The sequence below is a fragment of the Halorubrum sp. SD626R genome (assembly GCF_001261915.1).
GTDB lineage: Archaea > Halobacteriota > Halobacteria > Halobacteriales > Haloferacaceae > Halorubrum.
This window is the reverse complement of the sequence record NZ_CVRT01000077.1, coordinates 1-16705: the sequence shown is the minus strand read 5'-3', so window position 1 is coordinate 16705 and position 16705 is coordinate 1. Positions and strand designations below refer to the sequence as shown.

The following is a 16705-nucleotide window of genomic DNA, read 5'->3' as shown; positions in this document are numbered from 1 at the left end:
AGTCGTGCGACGTTTCGCGTGCCGGCGGGGTTGTATCCGGGCGAGGGATCCCGGTACTCCGAACACGGAACGTTCGATCGGCCGGACTCACTCCTCAGCGAAACGAACGGCTGTGATCTCAAACCGCGCGCCCCCGTCGCTACCGTCGGTCACTCGGATCCGCCATCCGTGAGCCTCGGCGACCTGCTTAACGATGTTCAAACCGAGGCCCGTCCCGTCGTTCGAAGTCGAGTATCCCGTGTCGAATACTCTCTCTCGGTCCTCGGCTGGAACGCCGGGACCGTCGTCCTCGACATAGAATCCGTCGCTCAGGCGACCGACGGTTATCTTCACGTCCTCGCCCCCGTGTTCGACGCTGTTTCGGATAAGGTTCTCGAACAACTGCCTGAGGCGGCTCCGATCGGCCCGAATCGTTTGGGTGATCTCGATCGCGATCGTCGCGTCCGCGGTCGCGACGTTACCCCAGCACGTCTTGAGGACATCGGGCAGCCGGACCCATTCCAGCTCGTCGATGTCTCTTCCGCTCCTCGCGAGCGCGAGCAACCCGTCGATCAGCGTTTCCATTCGGTCGTGTGCGTCTGCCACCGAATCCAGATGGCCGCTTTCGTGGTCCTCCCGCACCAGTTCGAGGTGTCCGGAGGCGACGTTCAGCGGATTCCGGAGATCGTGACTGACGGTGTCCGCGAACTCGTTGAGACGGTCGTTGCGTTTTTCAACCCGCTTCCGTTTCATCTCCTGTCGCTCAGCGGCGATCGCTCGCTCGATCGCCCGCGCCTCGAACAGGCCGATCGTGATGCCGGCCGCGCCGCCGACGGCCGCGGCGAACAGCCCCCACATGATATTGTTGTACACGGCATCCGCGGGCCACACGACGATCATGAGCGCATTTATGCCCAGAAATCCGATGAGTCCACTGATAAACCACTTTCCGATACGCGGATATCGCTCCGTCGGCAGCCGACTCTCGCCGAGCCAGTGGCCGGCGTACCCGATCGCGAACATGAACGGGAGCGTGGTAACGGTACCGAAGACGAAGTTATCGGAATACAGAACTCCAATTTCCACGTCGTGAAACGAAAAGAAAATAGTGATAAAAATGACAAAAAATGCGAGGCCGACCCCTTGGACCAATAGAGGCAGGTAACCCCACCGTAACCGCCCTTTGGATCCCATACGTATCTATCCTGTCACATCACACATATACGTTCCCAAAATTATCAGTTCGCATCGTCCGTACAAATCGACACGCTCGAATCCGTTCGGTTCCCACGCCTCCGACAGCCGCCACTACGGTGACCGTCGGCTCACCGCGGAAGCCACTCCCGGCGGTGAGCGTCCGCGACGTGTCCGCGGTGTCGAGTCACTCGTGAGAGGGCCCGTCGGCGTCGTGGCTCTCGCCCGCTCCCTCCTCGCTTTCGACAGCGCTCTCCTCGCCGACCTCGATCCGGACTGGGCCGTCGCTCTCGACGACGCTTTGCGGGTCGTCTCGCGGGCCGTCCCCCCCTTCGTGGCCGGCCCCGAAGTCGTCGAGCGTAGTCTCTCGGGGCTCGCCGCGGTCCCCATCCAGTTCGCTCAGAGCGTACCCCACGGCGTAGCCGGTCGATCCCCCGAGGAAGGCGCCGATCCCGGCGCCGACCGGGCCGCCTCTGGCGCCGAGCACGGCGCCCGTGAACCCCCCGAGCGTGGCGGCCCGCTCCGCCTCCCGTTCGGACCGGGTGCGGTCTCGGTCGGCGATCCGATCGGCGGCGCGGCCCTCGTCGTGGTCGTGAGCGGTCATACCAGCGGGTAAGGGCTCCGGCGGTCTATACGCTTCGGCGGGCGGGGCGGGGAATCGGCTCGGTCGATCCCGGCCGCTCAGACGGTGTGTTTCGCCTCTTCCTCGTCGTCGACGACCTCGACTCCGCGGTTGTTCACCGCGTGGGGGTCGAGCCCCTGCTCCTGGAGGAACTGTTTGTACAGCCGCTCGACCGTCTCGCCGTCCTTCTGGCGGTCGCTGGCGTGGTCGCACAGCTCCACGAGGTTCTCCGGCACGTCGTTCTCGTGGACGATCCAGTGGTTGATCGTGTCCGAGAGCCGGCGGATGGGCGAGGTGAAGTGGCCGTAGATGTCGAAGTTGAGCGCGTGGTGGCCCCCGAACGGGTCGTTCATGTACTTCGCGCGCGGCATCACCTTCAGCACGGCGCGCTGGATCTTGTTGAGCTGGCGGCCGGGCGACTCTTCGAGGGCGGCGTTGACCGCCTTCCGCGGGTCGTCGCCCCACGCGTCGCCGGGGATGGAGACGGAGTCGAGCTCCTGGATCTCTTTCAACGCCTCGTTCCACTGGTCCGGCGTCGGCTGCGGGTGGACGCGGTACATCGCCTCGACGCCGCGGTCCCACATCAGGGTGTGCGTCACCGCCTTGTTCGCCTTCAGCATCGACTCCTCGATGATGGTGTGCGCGCGGTCGCGGCGGGGATTGAGGACGAGCGAGCCGTCCTCCTTGCGCTGCTCGTGCATCCGGTCGGCGAGCTCGAAGGCGAGCTCGTTCTCCTCGCCGAGGGGGAGTGAGGGGTCTTCGAGGCGGTTCTCGCACTGCTTGTAGGTGAGCCGCTCGTCGGAGTTGATGACGGACTTGTAGATGTCGATGTCCTCGAACGAGAGGGTCTCGTCGTCGATCTCCATCTCGACGGTGTGCGCGAGCCGGTCCTCGTCGGGGACGAGCGAGCAGACCGTCTCCGCGAGTACCGGCGGGAGCATGTGGATCGTGTAGTCGGGCAGGTAGACGGTGTTGGCCCGCTTCACCGCCTCCTCCCACATCGCCGTGTCGGGCGTGACGTAGTGGGTGACGTCGGCGATGTGGACCCAGAGCCGGTAGGCGCCCTCCTCTCGCTTGATGGAAATCGCGTCGTCGAAGTCTTGCGCGTCGATCGGGTCGGTCGTCCACGTCGTGAGGTCGCGGAGGTCCTCGCGCTCGTCGATCTCGGCCTCGATCTCGTCGTAGACGCCCTCGGTCCGCGTCTCGGCCTCGCGGAGGACCTCGTTCGGGAACTCGTCGGGGATCTCGAACTCCTCGAACAGCTCCGCCCGCTTCTCGGCGAGGCGGTCCGCGAGCTCCGCCGTGATCGTCACGGGGCCTTGGTCCTCGGCGGACCCGGGTTTCGGCTCGTCGTCTGACATACCGGGACCAACGCGGGTCCGTTAGAAAGGCCTGTCGGGGGCGGGAGGAGCGGCGGGGAGCGACCCCGCGCTACCGGTCCCGGTCCGACTTCGCGTCGGCCCCGCCGTCGGCCGCGACCGCGTCGGTGTACCGGCCGAGGAACTCCTCGCGCGAGAGCCCGTCGGCCTCGATCGAACAGACCAGCGACTCCAGCCCGTCGCGGGGCTGGTGGCAGAGCTCGTCGTCGCAGTCGGTACAGAGGTACTCGAACTCCTTGTCTCGCCGGTTCCAGCGGTTCCCCTCCTTGTCGTACTCGCGCGCGTCCTCGCGGAGCAGCGAGTCGCCGCACGCGATGCAGGTCACCGACCGCCGGTCCCGGTTCTTCCGGGAGCGCCACATATCCGCACCCTCGGACCCACCCCACTTAGCGTTTGGTGCGAGGGGCGACGCGTCGCGCCCGCGGCGGCCGGGCGTCGCGGGACGTGTACAGCTATACGTCAGGCGTCGCTTTCCCCGGTATGACGATCCGCGAATCCGACCTCCCTGGCGTCGGGAAGAAGTTCGAGATCGAGCTCGACGACGGCGAGATGGTCGTCGTCATCCACAACACGGGGAAACGCGAGGTGTTCCGCCGTCCCGACCCGGACGCCGACTCGGAGAAAGTGTTCGAGTTCTCTGACGACCTCGCTCGGACGATCGGGTCGATCATCGAGGGCGCGTACTTCCAGCCGGTCGAGCCCGACACGCAGGAGACGACGCTGCCCGGCGGCATCCTCCTGGAGTGGTACGAACTCCAGCCGGGCTCCCCACTCATCGGCGAGACGCTGGAGAGCGCGGACATCGGCAACCGCACCGGCCTCGCCGTCGTCGCGATCCAGCGCGGCGACGAGGTGATCGACAGCCCGGCCGCCGACACCACGCTCCGCGAGGGCGACACCGTGATCGGGGTCGGGACGTCCGAGGACTGCGCGGCGTTCGAGGAGCTCCTCACCGGATGAGCGGCCGCAACTCCCCCGGACCAACTCCGCCGGTCGGCCGTTCCGGGGGCGAGCGGTAGTGGCGCTGCTCGACGTCGGCGTCATGTTCGCCGCGGTCGCGGTCGCCGGCGCGCTCGCGAACCGCCTCGGTCAGTCCGTGATCCCGTTCTACATCGTCGCCGGGATGCTGCTCGGGGAGTTCGTCCTCGGTCGGTTCTCGCTGCCGACGGTCGGGACCGTCTACGTCCCGGAGACGGAGTTCATCGCGCTCGGCGCGGAGCTCGGGATCGTCTTCCTCCTCTTTTTCCTCGGACTGGAGTTCAACCTCGACCGGCTGTTCGCCCGGCGGTCGCAGATCGGGACCGCGGGGACGATCGACCTCGCGAACTTCGGCGTCGGGCTCGTCCTCGGCTGGCTCGTCTTCGGCGCGCCCCTCCCGGTCTTCCTCGTCGCCGGGATCGTCTACATCTCCTCGTCGGCGGTGATCACGAAGTCGCTCATCGACCTCGGCTGGATCGCCAACGACGAGGCCGAGCCGCTGCTCGGCACCCTGGTGTACGAGGACCTGTTCATCGCCGTCTACCTCGCCGTCGCGTCCGCGCTCGTGCTCGGCGGCGGCGACGTGGGCGCGGCCGCCGTCGACGTGGGGATCGCGATCGGGTTCATCCTCGCGCTGCTCGGGGTCGTTCGGTTCGGGGCGCCGGCGTTCGACCGGCTGGTGGCGACGGACAACAAGGAGTTCGTCGCGCTCCGGTCGATCGCGACCGTGGTGCTGGTCGCCGGCGCGGCGCTCGCGCTCGGCGTCAGCGAGGCGGTCGCCGCCTTCTTCGTCGGGATGGCGTTCGCCTCGACCGACCACGCCCACGAGATCGAGACGCTGCTCGAACCCGTCCGCGACACGTTCGCGGCGGTGTTCTTCTTCTGGATCGGGCTCGTCACCGACCCGCTGCTGTTCGGCGGCGTGGCGGCGCTGGTCGCGCTCGCGGTCCTCGTGACGACCCCGACGAAGCTCGTCACCGGCTTTCTCGCCGGGCGCGCGTTCGACCTGAACACCAAGCGCTCGACCCGCGTCGCGCTCGGGATGACGACCCGCGGGGAGTTCTCGCTGATCATCGCGACGGTCGCCGTCAGCGGGGCGAACGCCGGGACGTTCGACCCGGAGCTGGCCGCGACGATCAACGCGTTCGCGGTCGGCTACGTGCTCGTGATGGCGGTCCTGGGAACGACGCTGATGCAGTACTCCGGGCCGTTCGAGTCGGTCGCGGTCTCGTGGCTGGATCGAAGTCCCGGTGACGCGGGCGGTGAGAGTTTATAGGGAGTTCACCGCGCGTTGACGGAGGACATCCCCAGAGCTCCAGTCGCTCGATCATACGCGACCGACGATTCCGCGGGGAACAGCGTCAAAGCCCCAGTCGCGAGGACTCGCGCACCTCGCTGCGGTCCTCAGTCGCTCACGGTGCTCGCTCCCTGCGGTCCTTACGTCGGTGTGCTTCGCCCTCGCGACTGCCCCTTTGAGTCCCGCCCCGCACCGCGACCGCAGCCTCACACCTCCCCAGCCTCGTCGCCGGCGCTGTGCGCCGGCTGCCAGAGGCGCTTCGCGCCTCGCTGCCGCGGCCGCCGGTGGCGGCCGCGGGCTCCCTCGTGCGGGCTGCTCGCGGCCTGTCGGCCGCTCGCAGGCGCACGCCACCGCATTCGGTTTATAAATAGTCGCCGTCGTCCGCTCGCTATTCGGCGCCGTCCGCTAACTCCGCGAACACCGCGTCGACCATCTCGCCGGTGTCGGCGATGATCGCGTCCATCTCCTCGTCGTCGACCGGAAGTCCGAGCAGGCGCGCGATCTTCATTATCGAGACGTGGTAGACGACCTGCTCGCCGAGCGACGCCTCCCAGACGATCATGTTGCAGGGGAACAGCCCCCCGATGCGCTTGTCGGTCGCGTCGAGCGCGCGGTCCGCCATCCTCGGGTTACAGGCGCCGAGGACGTAGTACGGGTCCCGGTCCGCGTCGATCTTTTCATTTAGCATCTCCGAGGGGGAGAACTCCACCGGGATCCCGAAGCCGGCGTCGAGACACACCTCGCGGACGCGCTCGATCGCGGATTCGTGGTCGGTCGAGAGGGTCGTCCGCGTCTCGCCGTACTCCTCGGGGTCTAGCTCGTGCGGATCGAAGGGGATCGCCATACCGCGACTCCGCCTCGCCGGGACAAAAAGGTCGCGGCGGCGGGGAGAGCGGGCGCGGGATGGAGCGGTGCGGGACTGAGCGGCGGCGCCTACTCCGTCGCGACCGGGCCGCGCCCGACGAGCTCCTCGACCTCGGCGACGAACTCGCTCCGGCTCTCGAACAGCGGCACCTCGGACTCCGCGAGGACCTCGTCGAGGTCGCGGGGGCCGTCCGGGCTCCGGATCGCGGCGTCGCCCTCCTGCGTAACCACGTCGCTGCGCTTCGCGGGCCACGTGAGCCGGGACGCGACGCGGGCGATCGGCTCGCCCGCCACGTCCGGCCCCTCGCCGAGCTCGACGACCGGTTCGCTCTCTTCGCCCTCGTCGTTGTCGCTCATGCCCCGCGGTTCCGCTCCGGCGACACTAATGGTTTCGATGCGGACCGCCCGGAGTCCCCCCTGATCGCACCGGGGGACCCCGGAATAATTCGGTGTCACAACTAAATCATTCAGCAGTAAACTCCGGTTGCGGAGTAGGCACACGACTCCCGAATCTCGCGTCGGACGCCCGAAACGGCGGTCCCTCGGTCGTTCTACCCCTCGCCGTTTCGGGGTCCATTCTCTCGGCGCCTCGCGCGCACCGCTCGCGTCGCTCGGTCGCCGACCGCCTCCGTCCCGCGGCCACCGCCATCCGCGGTCATCGTCACCGCTACCCGCGGTTGCCGTCACCGCCACCCGCGGTCGGTGTCGTTCAGCCGCTCGCGGCCGCTCGCCGTGACGACGACGAGGTCCTCGATCCGGCAGCCGAACCGGCCGTCGAGGTAGACGCCCGGCTCGACGGAGAACACCATCCCCGGCTCCAGCGCGCGGTCGTTGCCGGCGACGATATACGGCTCCTCGTGGATGTCGAGCCCCACCCCGTGACCGGTCCGGTGGACAAACGCGTCGCCGTACCCCGCCGCCTCGATCACCTCCCGCGCGGCCCGGTCGACCGCCCCGGCGGCGACGCCCGGCCCGACGGCGTCGACCGCGGCCGCCTGCGCCTCGCGGACCGCCTCGTGGACGCGCTCGTACTCCGCCGGGGGATCGCCGTCGAACACCAGTGTGCGCGTCTGGTCGGAGGGGTAGCCGTCGACGCGCGTCCCGAAGTCGAGCACCACGGGCTCGCCCGCGCGGATCTCGCGGTCGCCGTGGCCGTGATGGGGCTTCGCGCCGTTCGGCCCCGCGCCGACGATCGTCTCGAAGGCGACGCCGGTCCCGCCGTGGGCCGCCAGCCGGTCGCCGATCCGGTCGGCGAGCTCGCGCTCCGTCATGCCCACCGCGTCGGCGCCCAGCTCGCGGAGGTCGCGCACGGTCGCGTCCGCGGCGGCGGCCGCCTCGCGCAGCGCCGCCAGCTCGGCGTCGTCCTTGCGCGCCCGGAGGTCGCCGATGGCCTCGCTCGCGAGCCCCCAAGTCGCGTCCGGCGCCGCCGCGCGGAGGTCCTGCGCGAACGTCGCCCACATCGCGTCGTCGACGAGGAGGCGCCCCGCACGCAGGCCGCGGTCGGCGAGGAGGTCGCGGGCGGCCGCGACCGGGTCGTCGCCGTCGGCCCACGTCCGCACGTCGGCGACCGTCGTCTCCTCACGCACCTGTGCCTCGTACAGGTCCGGGACGAGGAGGGCGGGCGCGCCGTTTTCATCCTCCCTCCCCGCCGGCATCGCGAACAGAAAGTGACGCTCGCTCGGTTCCGCGTCGAATCCGGTGAGGTACCGGAGGTTCCGACTCGGGAAGCAGACGAGCCCGTCGGCGCCGACCTCCCGGAGCCGCGCCGCCGCCCGGCCACGGCGGTCCGCGTGGATGTCGTCGGTCATGTGCGCCCTCGGCGCGGCGCTCGCTTATAAGTAAGGACTCCTTGACGCGCGGTAAGCGGCGCATAACCATACGCGTCGCCGTGCTACAGGGAGTCATGAGCACCGAGAACGCGTCGACGTTCGACTGCCCGGAGTGCGCCGTCACCGCCCCGTCCGCGTCCGTCCCGTACGACCCCCTCGGCTACGCGGTCTGTCCGGTCTGCTCGTACGCGACGGGACCGGTCGACGAGGCGTAGCCCGTCCGAACCGGGCCGTTTTAGCCGCCTCGCCCGCCTCCTGTGGTATGAGCTGGACTCTGTGCCGCGACGACGACGCGATCACCGAGTGGGAGCGCGCCGACGGCTACGCGACGGTCCGGGTCCGCGAGCGCGCCGACGGCGGGTTCGTCGTCCGGCTCGACGTGATGGAGCAGGCCGCCGACGCGTCGACGTACGAGCGCGAGCGCTTCGGGGACCGCGAGGCCGCGCTCGACCGCGCCGCCGAGTGGCGCGAAGAGCGGGCGCTCGACGGCTGAATCCGGTCACCGCTCCGGATGAATCGGCGCGTCGAACCCACCCCTGACGAGCGGCTTCGCGACGTGGCGCCGGGCGCTCGGCGGCACCTCGTACCAGCCGGGCTCCAGCTCGCGGTCGACCTCGCGGTCGACCTTCCCCGGCGCGGCGGTCCCGCAGTCGCGGCAGCGGTACCCCTGCCCTCGCCCCGCCGACGACATCGACCGCCCGCAGTCCGGGCAGGTCGGCACGGCCGGCTCGGTCCGCACGAGGTCGCGTACCGCGAACTTCTCAAGCTTGAGCGTCGCGGTCGGCGCCCCGGCGCTCCCTCCCGCCGCGCTCTCGCTCCCGGCGTCGCGACGCTCGTGTTCGCCGCACAGCGTCACCCGGTCGCCGGGGCGGAGGGCGCGCACGCGGTCGCGGAAGCGCCCGGTCGGCGCGAAGGCGACGCATCTGAGGCGGGCCGCGTCGTCGTCGTCGGTCGCCGCCCCGGGCGGCGCGATGTCGACGTGGACGTGACCCCCCCGTTTCGTCTCCGGCTCGCTCGCGACCGCGCCGGCGATCCGGTATCCCGCGCCGTCGCGGAGGGCGCCGATCCGGCCGGGCGCGAGGTGGGCGTCGGTGCCCTGATTCGTGAGGAAGGTCGCGGCGCGCTCCACCGGCTCGCTCTCGATCGCTTCGGCGACCTCGCGGCACGCCCCCGGGTCGTCGCCGCGGATCCCGTGGAGGATCGGGCCGGGGGCGTTGGGGACGCAGACCGCCTCGCCGGTCCCGCGGTCGACGGTGTCCCAGACGGTCGGATACCCCGCGTCGGCCGCGGCGAAGACGCTCTCGACGTTGACCCGGCGGGGCGTCCCGCAGCGGTCCAGCTCGCGGTAGGAGATGCGTTCCGCCGTCCAGTCGTCGAACGCGACCGGGGCGCCGACCGCCGCGAGCGCGCCGATCCGGCCGCGGCCGGCGACGGCCGACTCCGCCGTCTCCCCGCCGGTCCCGAACGCGGCGTGCCGGTAGCCGTGGGCCTCGGCGAGCGACAGCGCCTCGTCGAGGGGGAGCCGGCGGCGGAGCGCGCGGCGGGCGAAGTCGGCGACGTCGTCGGGGATCCGTGACGCCGACGCGGCGCCGCCGTCCGAGGAGTCGACGGGAGCGCCCGGCAGGAACGGGTCCCCGGCGACGTCGACGTCGGCGACGACGAGACCAGGGGAGGTCCGCGGGTCGTCGGCGGCGGCGAACTCCCGGACGGCCTCGGCGGCGAGGTCGAACGCAGCCGCCGGGTCGACGCCGGAGACGTGGACCGCGACGGCGGCGTTCCCCCGCGTCTTGTGTCTCACCGCGGGGTTCAACCGGACGAGGAGCCGGCGTCGGACTCTCCCGCCGGCGGCCTCGAGCCGCTCCGCGAGCCGCGCGCCGACGTACGTCGTGCACATCCCCCGCTCGCGGGAGTCGGTGTCGTCGACGGCGACGATGGGCATGCGCGCCCTTGCCCGCTCCCGGACAAACCGGTTTCGGCCGGCCGTTCGGAGCCGTCCCGAGCGATTCGCCGTCGCTCGGCGCCGACGCGGTACTTAACCGCTCCGGCCGGGAGGACGGGGAAAACGCAAGCGGGCGACGGTTTCGAGCGGCCGCAAGTGACACAACGCATATATACGGCGAGCCGCCTATTTTCGGGTATGTCCCGGACTGCGCTGATCGAGAACGTCACCGCGATGCTCGAGGACGCGGGGTTCCTCGTCAGCGACCGGTGTGCGGTCCGGCCCAAGAGCTTCGACGTGGCGGCCCGGCGCGGCGAGGACCTGCTCCTCCTGAAGATCCTCGGCAACGTCGACGCGCTCGACGCGGAGACGGGCGCGGAGATGCGCCGGCTCGGGGAGTACCTGCGGGCGACGCCGATGGTGATCGGGGTCCGGACCCGCGACGAGGAGCTGAAGCCCGGCGTCGTCTACTTCCGGCACGGCGTCCCGGTGATCAACCCCGACACGGGGTACGACCTGTTCGTCGAGGGGATGCCGCCGCTCATCTACGCCGCGCCCGGCGGGCTCTACGTGAGCCTCGACGGCGACCTCCTCGCCGACGAGCGCGAGGAGCGCGGCTGGTCGCTCGGCCGGCTCGCGACCGAGCTCGGCGTCTCCCGGCGCACCGTCTCGAAGTACGAGGACGGGATGAACGCCTCCATCGAGGTCGCGATCCAGCTGGAGGAGCTGTTCGACGAGCCGTTCTCCAGCCCCGTCGACGTGCTGGAGGGCGCGGACGAGGTCCGCGACGCGGAGCCGACCCCCTCGGCGCCCGACACCGACCCCGACGACGAGCACGTCCTCGGCGTGCTCACCAACGCCGGCTTCACCGTCCACCCGACCGCGCGCGCGCCGTTCAAGGCCGTCTCGGAGGACGACCAGCGCGCCGAGACGCGGGTGCTCACCGGCCACTCGGCGTTCACCCCCGCGGCGGAGAAACGCGCACGGATCATGTCCTCGATCGGCGAGGTCGCCCGCACGCGGTCCGTCTACTTCACAGAGGAGGAGGAGCAGCGCGAGTCGGTCGACGGCACCGCCCTCGTCTCCTGCGAGGAGCTCGCGGGCATCACCGACCCGGAGGAGATCCGCGAGCTCATCCGCGACCGCGCCGCGGCGCCGTCCGAGGCCTGAGGGTCGGGGCCCGGAACGAGCGGTCAGAAGGTCCCGCTATCTGCCGAACAGCCGACTGAAGAAGCCGCCGCTCTCCGCCTCCTCGTTCCCCGCTTCTTCACTCTCCGACTCGTCGCCGTCCGCCGCCCCTTCGCCGCTCGTCGTCCTCTCGCCGCCTGTCGTCTCTTCGCCGCCGTTCGCGCCCCCGTCACCGCCGCCCTCCGAGAGGACGGTGTTCATCGTCCCGGTGTCGTCGTCGCGGAACGGGACGCTCCCCGCCAGCTCGTCGTCGTCCGGCGGCGCGGCTTCCCCCGTCTCTCCGGGATCCGGTCCGTCGCCGGCGGCGTCCGCGTCGATCGATTCCGCGCCGTCGGTCTCGTCGCCCTCGGACTCCGCGGCGTCGAACGCCGCCGCCTCGTCCTCCTCGATCATCGCTTCGAGGTCGTCGCCGCCGACGCGCCCCTCGCCGACGGTCTCCGTCTCGCCGGCCGTCGCTGCGTCCCCCTCGGAGACGGGGGCCTCGTCGGCGACGATGATCTCCTCCTCGTCGCCCGGATCGCTCAGTCCGCCCGACTCGGCGTCGGCGACGATGATGTCCTCGTCGCTCTCGGCCTCCCGGTCCCGCCGCGCCCGCTCCTCGTCGTCGCCGTCGTCCGGCCCGGCGTCCTCGCTCGTCTCACCGTCGTCCGTCTCACCGTCGCCGGTCTCGTCCTCGTCTGCCTCGGCGTTGCGGTCGTCGGTTCCGTCGTCGGTGTCGGTCGCCGCGTCCGCCCCATCGACGCGTTCCGCCTCGTCGACCTCCGTCGACTCCGCGCCGCCGGCATCGCCGAGCTCGTCCCCACCGGGGTCACCGACCCCGTCGCCCTCGATCGCCGCGCCGGTCAGCGCCCGGGCGAGGTCCCGGTAGGCCCGGGTCGCGGGCGCGTCCGGCGCGAACGTCGGGAGCGGGCGGTTCGCGGCCGCCGCCCGCACCACCGCGTCGTCCTCGGGGATCCGGCCGAGGACCGCCGCGTCGAGCACGTCGGCGACGTCGTCGGGTCCCCCGGCGCTCGTCCCGTCGGGGTCGGCGTCCGGGTCGACGCGGGTGATCGCGGCGCCGGCGACCGTGCCGCCGAGCCGCTCGGCGAGCTGTCGGGTCTTCTCGGTGTCGCCGAGGGCGCTCCGCTCGGCCGTCGAGACGAGGAGCGTCTCGTCGGCGACCGCGAGCGGGAGGCTGGAGTCGTGCGACAGCCCCGCGCCGGCGTCGACGAACACGTAGTCGGCGTCCTCGAAGGCCGCGACGACGTCCGCGAGCCCGGCGGGGTCCGCCGACGCGTAGGCGTCGAGGTCGGCCGCGCCGGGGACGGCGCGGAGCCCCTCGGGCCCCTCGTGGACCGCGTCGAGCGGCTCGGCCCGCCCCGCGAGCACGTCGTGGAGCGTCGTCTCGCCGGTCGTCACGCCCAGGGCGCCCGCGAGGTTCGCCATGCCGATGTCGGCGTCGATCGCGACGACGTCGGCGCCGGAACCCGCCAGAATCGTCGCCGTCGCCGCGGTCGTGGTGGTCTTCCCGACCCCACCTTTCGCCGACGCGACCGCATACACCGTTGCCATACGGTGACGGTCCGGCGACTGGTACTTAAATGTAGGCGGCGGCCGCCGGACCGGGGAGCGCTCGGTGCCGCGGATCCCCCTCCGATCCCCGCCGATACCGCGGGCGACGCCCGCGAACTTTCGCAAACACCTTATACGTCGCTTGTAGAGTTTCAGGCGATTAGTAGCATGGCCAGACCAGAGGTGCTCGATCGGATCAAGGAGGCTGAACGGGAGGCGGACGAGATCATCGCTGAGGCGGAATCGGACGCCGACGAGCGCCTCGCCGAGGCTCGAGAGCGCGCGGAGGCGATCCGCGAGGAGGCCGAGGAGGAGGCGGAGTCCGAGGCCGAGGAACGGCTCGAAGCGGCCCGCGAGGAGATCGAGGAACGCCGCCAGGAGATCCTCGACGCGGGCCGGTCCGACCGCGACGAGCTCGAACGCGAGGCCCGCGAGCGCGTGGACGCGGCCGTCGACTACGGGGTCGAACGGTTCGAGGAAGCGGTGAGACAACAGGCCGAGGAGGCGGTGGATGCTCAGGCCTGAGCGGATGAGCAAGGTGTCGGTGACGGGCTCGAAGCGCGTCATCGACGACGTCGTCGAGGCGGCGTACGAGCACCACTCCCTGCACGTCACGGAGTACGACGAGCGCTACGAGGGGTTCGCGCCCGGCGAGTCGCTCGACGGCGCCGAGACGGTGAACGAGCGGCTCGTCACCGTTCGCTCGCTGGAGAGCGTCCTCGACGTCGAGGGCGACGAGGTCGACGCGGCCCGCGCGATCGACGACGAGGAGCTCGAACGCGAGCTCGCCGACGTCCGCGAGCGCGTCAACGCGCTCAACGACCGACAGGACGAGCTTCGGGCCGAGATCCGCGACCGGGAAGAGGAGATCGACCGCATGGAGCCGTTCGCCGACCTCGACATCGATCTCGACCTCCTGCGCGGCTACGACTCGCTGGAGGTCGTCGTCGGCGAGGCCAAGCCCGACGCCGTCGAGGCGGCGCTCGCCGACGCCGAGGGCATCGACGCCGCCGAGGTGTTCGCCGGGAGGGGCGTCGTGGCGGTCTTTGCGAAGCCCGCAGACGGTGCTGAGGCCGGGGTCCTGCAGGACTCGCTCGTCGGCGTCGACATCGCGCTCCTGGAGGTCCCCGAGGCCGGGGCCAGCCCGAGCGAGTACGTCGCCGAGCTGGAGCGCGAGCGCGAGGAGCTCCGCGCCGACCTCGACGAGGTCGAGGCGGAGCTCGCGGACGTGAGAGAGGAGGCGGCCGGCTTCCTGCTCCGCGCCGAGGAGCAGCTCACCATCGAGGCCGAGAAGAAGGAGGCGCCGCTCTCGTTCGCGACCACCGAGAACGCCTTCGTCGCCGAGGGGTGGATCCCCACGGCGGCCTACGCCGACTTCGAGGCGGCCATCGCCGACGCCGTCGGCGACCACGCCGAGGTTGAGGAGCTCGAACGCGCCTCGTTCACGCCCGACGGCGACCACCACACCGAGGCGGTCGGCGACGCCGGAAACGAGGGCGGCTCCGCGACCGCCGGCGCCGACGCCGCGGACGCGAGCGCCGAGCGCGAGCCCGCCACCGACGGCGGCCACGCGGCGCACGGCGACGACGACCCGCCGGTAGTCCAGGACAACGGGGGCGCGGCGGGTCCCTTCGAACTGCTCGTGCAGGGGTTCGGCCGGCCGAAGTACTCGGAGTTCGACCCGACGCTCCTCGTCTTCCTCACGTTCCCGCTGATGTTCGGGTTCATGATCGGCGACGTCGGCTACGGCGTCCTGTACGCCGGGATCGGCGCCTTCCTCTACAACAGGTACGAGGGGGCGTTCCGCGAGCTCGGCGCCGTCGCGATGTGGGCCGGCGGGTTCACGATCCTGTTCGGGATCTACTTCGGGATCGACGTGTTCGGCTACCACGCGTACCAGCTGCTCGGCCTCCACTGGCCCGTCGACGGGAAGGGCCTCTCGCCGGCGGACATCGACTGGGCGCTGTCGTTCCTCGTCGTCAGCGTGCTGTTCGGGCTCGCCCACCTGAACGTGGGCCACGCCCTCTCGTTCGTGAGCAACTACCAGCAGCACGACCTCAGGCACGCGATGTACGAGGGCGGCTCGTGGCTGCTGATCCTCAACGGCGCCTGGGTCTGGATATTCAGCCAGCACGTCTCCGGCCCGAAGCCCGACTTCCTCTTCGAGTCGTTCTCGATCCTCACCTTCGGGGCGGTGTCGTTCGGCGGCTTCCCGGTCGCGGTCGGCTACGCCGCCATCGCGGCCGTCCTCGCGGGGGTCGTCCTGCTCGCGATCGGTGAGCCCCCGGAGCTCGCGGAGGTGCTCTCGCCCATCGTCAACGTCATCTCGTACGCCCGGATCATGGCGGTGCTGCTCGCGAAGGGCGGGATGGCGCTCGCGGTGAACCTGCTCGCGTTCGGCGCGTACATCGACGACGGCGGCGACGGGAGCTTCCACTTCATCTTCAGCGCCGACTACCTCGCCGAGGTGCAGAACACGGCCGACTACGAGCTCGTCTTCGCGGGGATGACGACCGCCTTCGACCCCGCGTCGGTCGGGCTCGTCGGCGTCGTCGCGCTCGTCGCCGGCGTCGTCGTGGCCGTCGTCGGCCACGTCGTCGTCCTCCTGCTCGGCGTCACGTCCGCCGGCATTCAGGCGGTGCGTCTCGAATACGTGGAGTTCTTCGGGAACTTCTACGAGGGCGGCGGCGACAGCTACCTGCCGTTCGGCTACGACCGGGAGTACACCACCGAGGAGTAGGCGGTCCGGCGGCGACGCCCCGCCGGCCGTCCCGATCGCTTCGGACTCGCGCTCTGCGCCCTCGGCCCGCCGCTCACCCCGGCCGCCGTCCGCGGGTACGCGCCCGCTTTAGCCGCGTTTCCGTCCCCGACTGCGGCCGCTCTATTCGGTCGTTTTGGGAAGCTTTATGACTACTGTGGCGGCAACTACCTACCGTTCGGAGACGAGCAACCGCAACTACTACCAATGCTTGAAGCTACCAACGCACTCGGGAACGCCGTACTGTCCACCGCCGGTGGAACGCTGACCAACCCTAGCGCCGCAGCCGCCCTCGCGGTCGGGCTCGCGGCCCTCGGCGCGGGATACGCGGAGCGCGGTATCGGTTCGGCCGCCGTCGGCGCGATGGCCGAAGACGACGATCTGTTCGTCAACGGGCTCATCCTGACGGTGCTTCCCGAGACGATCGTCATCCTCGCACTCGTCGTCGTCTTCATCGTCTGAGCGGCACCTCTTTCCACACAATGAGTTTGGACACTGTCGTTGAGGACGTTCGAGACGAAGCCCGCGCGCGTGCAGAGGAGATCCGCGAAGCGGCGGAGTCCGAGGCGGACGAGATCGTCGCCGAGGCGGAGACCGACGCCGAGCGCATCCGCGAGGAGCGGCTCGCAGAGGTCGATCGACAGATCGACCAGGAGCGCGAGCAGGCGCTCTCGTCGGCCAAACTCGAGGCCAAGCAGGAGCGGCTCGGGGCCCGGCGCGACGTCTTGGAGGACGTCCGCGACGACGTCGAGGCGGCGATCGCCGACCTCGACGACGACCGCCGGCGCGAGCTGACCGAGACGCTGCTCGACGCGACCCTCGCGGAGTTCGACGACGACGAGGACGTCGCCGTCTACACCCGCGCCGAGGACGTCGAGCTCCTCGAGGAGCTCGTCGCCGACCGCAACGCCGCGGTCGACGGCGAGACCGACTGTCTCGGCGGCGTCGTCGCCGAGAGCGACACCTCTCGCGTTCGCGTGAACAACACGTTCGACTCGGTCCTGGAGTCGGTCTGGGACGACGAGTTGAAGAGCATCTCGGAGCGACTGTTCGACCAATGAGCGCCGCCGGGAGCTCGAACCCAGAGTACGTCGTCGCGCGGGTTCGTGCCCGCCGCGGCAGCCTCT

18 protein-coding genes are annotated in these 16705 nt (G+C 70.6%); 9 read left to right on the top strand and 9 right to left on the bottom strand.

The window, feature by feature from the left end:
* Nucleotides 1-87: 87 nt before the first annotated feature.
* The 4 genes from SD626R_RS08375 to SD626R_RS08360 form a co-directional block, all read right to left on the bottom strand.
* Nucleotides 88-1173 (bottom strand): sensor histidine kinase, encoded by a 1086-nt coding sequence (locus SD626R_RS08375; protein ID WP_092565621.1) that lies wholly within the window; start codon nt 1171-1173, stop codon nt 88-90.
* Between the two features lie 187 nt (nt 1174-1360).
* Nucleotides 1361-1777 (bottom strand): hypothetical protein, encoded by a 417-nt coding sequence (locus tag SD626R_RS08370; protein ID WP_092565619.1) that lies wholly within the window; start codon nt 1775-1777, stop codon nt 1361-1363.
* Nucleotides 1778-1854: 77 nt separating this feature from the next.
* Nucleotides 1855-3156 carry a ribonuclease catalytic domain-containing protein gene (locus SD626R_RS08365; RefSeq protein ID WP_092565617.1) on the bottom strand — a complete coding sequence of 434 codons (1302 nt, stop codon included), beginning with the start codon at nt 3154-3156 and terminating at the stop codon, nt 1855-1857.
* 70 nt (nt 3157-3226) lie between these two features.
* Nucleotides 3227-3535: a DUF7562 family protein gene (locus SD626R_RS08360; RefSeq protein WP_092565615.1), complete on the bottom strand. Its 309-nt coding sequence runs from the start codon at nt 3533-3535 to the stop codon at nt 3227-3229.
* A gap of 119 nt (nt 3536-3654) precedes the next feature.
* On the opposite strand from SD626R_RS08360, the gene SD626R_RS08355 reads away from it, so the two are divergent.
* Nucleotides 3655-4134, top strand: a complete 480-nt coding sequence (locus SD626R_RS08355) for a cation:proton antiporter regulatory subunit (protein WP_092565613.1) — start codon at nt 3655-3657, stop codon at nt 4132-4134.
* Between the two features lie 58 nt (nt 4135-4192).
* Nucleotides 4193-5428, top strand: a complete 1236-nt coding sequence (locus SD626R_RS08350; protein WP_092565611.1) for a cation:proton antiporter — start codon at nt 4193-4195, stop codon at nt 5426-5428.
* Nucleotides 5429-5837: 409 nt separating this feature from the next.
* On the opposite strand, the gene SD626R_RS08345 is transcribed toward SD626R_RS08350, so the two are convergent.
* The 3 genes from SD626R_RS08345 to SD626R_RS08335 form a co-directional block, all read right to left on the bottom strand.
* Nucleotides 5838-6293: a DUF302 domain-containing protein gene (locus SD626R_RS08345; protein ID WP_092565609.1), complete on the bottom strand. Its 456-nt coding sequence runs from the start codon at nt 6291-6293 to the stop codon at nt 5838-5840.
* A gap of 89 nt (nt 6294-6382) precedes the next feature.
* Nucleotides 6383-6670 carry a DUF5789 family protein gene (locus SD626R_RS08340; RefSeq protein ID WP_092565607.1) on the bottom strand — a complete coding sequence of 96 codons (288 nt, stop codon included), beginning with the start codon at nt 6668-6670 and terminating at the stop codon, nt 6383-6385.
* A gap of 326 nt (nt 6671-6996) precedes the next feature.
* Nucleotides 6997-8121, bottom strand: coding sequence for an aminopeptidase P family protein (locus SD626R_RS08335; protein WP_092565605.1), 1125 nt, complete (start codon nt 8119-8121; stop codon nt 6997-6999).
* Nucleotides 8122-8216: 95 nt separating this feature from the next.
* Between SD626R_RS08335 and SD626R_RS16805 the strand changes: the two genes are divergently transcribed.
* Both SD626R_RS16805 and SD626R_RS08330 read left to right on the top strand, forming a co-directional pair.
* Entirely contained in the window at nt 8217-8357 is a 141-nt protein-coding gene (locus tag SD626R_RS16805; RefSeq protein WP_176697299.1) for a hypothetical protein, read from the top strand.
* Between the two features lie 47 nt (nt 8358-8404).
* The gene (locus SD626R_RS08330) at nt 8405-8635 is read left to right on the top strand and encodes a DUF7543 family protein (protein WP_092565603.1); all 231 of its coding nucleotides are present in this window, start codon (nt 8405-8407) and stop codon (nt 8633-8635) included.
* Nucleotides 8636-8641: 6 nt separating this feature from the next.
* Here the strand turns inward: SD626R_RS08330 and SD626R_RS08325 are convergent, their stop codons facing one another.
* The gene (locus SD626R_RS08325; protein ID WP_092565601.1) at nt 8642-10081 is read right to left on the bottom strand and encodes a tRNA(Ile)(2)-agmatinylcytidine synthase; all 1440 of its coding nucleotides are present in this window, start codon (nt 10079-10081) and stop codon (nt 8642-8644) included.
* A gap of 198 nt (nt 10082-10279) precedes the next feature.
* Here SD626R_RS08325 and SD626R_RS08320 point away from each other — a divergent pair, with 198 nt between their 5' ends.
* Complete coding sequence (locus tag SD626R_RS08320) at nt 10280-11251, top strand: transcriptional regulator (RefSeq protein ID WP_092565599.1); 972 nt, start codon at nt 10280-10282, stop codon at nt 11249-11251.
* Nucleotides 11252-11287: 36 nt separating this feature from the next.
* Here the strand turns inward: SD626R_RS08320 and SD626R_RS08315 are convergent, their stop codons facing one another.
* Nucleotides 11288-12820, bottom strand: coding sequence for a nucleotide-binding protein (locus SD626R_RS08315; RefSeq protein ID WP_092565597.1), 1533 nt, complete (start codon nt 12818-12820; stop codon nt 11288-11290).
* Nucleotides 12821-12988: 168 nt separating this feature from the next.
* On the opposite strand from SD626R_RS08315, the gene ahaH reads away from it, so the two are divergent.
* From ahaH to SD626R_RS08295, 4 genes are all read left to right on the top strand, one after another.
* Complete coding sequence (gene ahaH / locus SD626R_RS08310) at nt 12989-13345, top strand: ATP synthase archaeal subunit H (protein WP_092565595.1); 357 nt, start codon at nt 12989-12991, stop codon at nt 13343-13345.
* A 4-nt stretch (nt 13346-13349) separates the two neighbouring features.
* On the top strand, nt 13350-15560 hold the full coding sequence (locus SD626R_RS08305; RefSeq protein ID WP_092565593.1) for a V-type ATP synthase subunit I: 2211 nt from the start codon (nt 13350-13352) through the stop codon (nt 15558-15560).
* A 225-nt stretch (nt 15561-15785) separates the two neighbouring features.
* Nucleotides 15786-16040 carry a hypothetical protein gene (locus tag SD626R_RS08300; protein WP_092565591.1) on the top strand — a complete coding sequence of 85 codons (255 nt, stop codon included), beginning with the start codon at nt 15786-15788 and terminating at the stop codon, nt 16038-16040.
* 20 nt (nt 16041-16060) lie between these two features.
* Complete coding sequence (locus SD626R_RS08295) at nt 16061-16639, top strand: V-type ATP synthase subunit E (RefSeq protein WP_092565589.1); 579 nt, start codon at nt 16061-16063, stop codon at nt 16637-16639.
* The last annotated feature ends 66 nt before the right edge of the window (nt 16640-16705 follow it).